Here is a 1,999-nt window from a genome sequence, read left to right as displayed (position 1 = left end):
CCCACTTTTCGTAGTAGACCCGGTATGAAGCATGTCATGGCTATTCAGGTGGGTTTGTCTGTTAACAAAACCTTAGTGCATGAATAGCGTTTCTGGCTATTTCTCTCGCTTTTCTGTCCGGACTATTGTCATAGTTAACATTACCAGAGACTGATAGATAATTCCGTTTTATCCCTAGTTGTTCCTCGTTGATTACGGTCAGTCATCGTCCTTAGCCGTAACTCTATGGGCTGATTTCAGCCAAACAAACTCAGGTAAAACCAGGATTATTTTAATAGGTAGATCGAGAACGTGCCCCACCTGATCGCTAACTATTCCCATACGCTTTGACGAGCCTCATTAACAATTTTTTGAGCCTCTTCTAAAGAAATTTCATGACGACTACTTAAAATTTGAGGAAGTAGAGCGCAATCACGATTAGAATCAATACTGACTTTTGTGAAGTCAGGGCGATTTGGAAAAACGACATTGCATAAAATTGATGAGTCAAACATTCTGGGACTAATCGCTGTAGACTTTCGAAAATCTATATGTAGAAAAATGCTAGAACTAAAGTCAGCTCCGAGAAATGTAGCTTGGCTAATATTGGTTTTGAAGAAGGAAGCGTCACTAAGATTTACACCATCGAAATTAGCACTTCGAAGAGTAGCATTGCTAAAATCGGTGAAGCGAAGATCAGCATCTTGAAAATCAGCATCATCAAGGTCAGCATTGCGAAAGTTAGCTTGATAGAGGTTAGCTAGAACAAGCTCAGTGCGACTGAGATGAGCATTTTCGAATTGAACATCGCTAAGATTGGCATAATTGAGACTTGCATCACGAAGATCTGCATTACTGAGGTCAGTATTACTCAGATTGGCATAATCGAGACTTGCATCACGAAGATCTGCATCACGGAAGTTTATTCCACTAAGAACTACGTGGGAGAGATTAATATGGCGGAGTTCAGCTTTTTCGAAAGTTATGTTATCTAAAAGATGACAGTTTCCAAAAATATATTCTGACAATGGAAAGAACGTTTTTTGCTTTAGACATCCTATCTTTAGTTTCTGTATTTCTTTTTCATTCTTTGCGCTACTGCTGCTATCAGATTGATGACTTAAATAGCGTTTGATCCTTTGTTCTCGAATCTGTCCTTCTATAAGATCGACTATAAGACTTAAGAGAAACAATGCTAACAGAATTAACCAAAGAAATTTCGAAGTAAATATTCGGACACCTAATTGGATCAGGTCAGAAATTGATTCAGCAAAAAATTCTATGAATTCGAGAGGAGCAATATCATAATATTTCTGCGATGATGAATTTTCGAATGGATGTAACTCTTCTTGCTGTGAAGGAGAGGAATTAGTAACCTGATCGTGCGTATTTTTGTCAGTAGTGGTTGATGCTGATTGAATTGGGGATTCAAAACCTTTTTTCTCTTGAGAAGTTGTCGATTCATTGAGCGAGCTAGGAGAACAGTTAGCTATAAGATTATAAAACTGATGTTGGATAGCTTGTTCTAATCGTTCAAACCCATCCTTCTCAAAATAATCTATCCATTGATAGTCAGTTAGGTTGATTCCATATTCGTCCTGGCGTAGCTCTGGAATTTTGCATTGGTCCAATTTGAGAGGAATCAAATAAATTGTTCCAGGTGGCTTATCCGCGCATTGATTCAATGCCATCCTAAATTCTCGCTGAATATATCCCTGTTTCGCTACTGATTGATGTGATAAGCACGCAACAAAGATATCGCTATTTTTAATGGCCTTTGGGATCTCTTCACGCCACTGCTGTCCGGGGAGTAGATCTTTTTGATCTAGCCATGGTTGGTATCCTTTCTGTTTGAGGCGCTCATACAGAGCAATCACTAAAGCCTTGTCTTCACTAGGGCGTGTCATCAATTAAGCCAAATGACAACAGCAGCGAGATGAACAGCACTCAAGAAATTGCGAGCTGTCTTATCGTACCGCGTTGCAATCGCCCGGTATTGCTTCAACTTAGCGAAAAAGTT

General features: G+C 39.3%; 2 protein-coding genes. Both read right to left on the bottom strand.

Annotated elements, in window-relative coordinates; genetic code table 11:
• Window positions 1–311: 311 nt before the first annotated feature.
• Window positions 312–1,886 (bottom strand): pentapeptide repeat-containing protein, encoded by a 1,575-nt coding sequence (locus IQ260_RS30205; protein ID WP_193996740.1) that lies wholly within the window; start codon window positions 1,884–1,886, stop codon window positions 312–314.
• Window positions 1,886–1,999: transposase (locus tag IQ260_RS30200; protein ID WP_193996739.1), on the bottom strand; the 114-nt coding region annotated here is incomplete at its 5' end. The genes IQ260_RS30205 and IQ260_RS30200, both read right to left, overlap by 1 nt.

The sequence above is a fragment of the Leptolyngbya cf. ectocarpi LEGE 11479 genome (assembly GCF_015207065.1).
Taxonomy (GTDB): domain Bacteria; phylum Cyanobacteriota; class Cyanobacteriia; order Phormidesmidales; family Phormidesmidaceae; genus Leptothoe; species Leptothoe ectocarpi.
The sequence above is the reverse complement of the archived record's forward strand: the minus strand, read 5'-3'. Positions and strand labels throughout refer to the sequence as shown.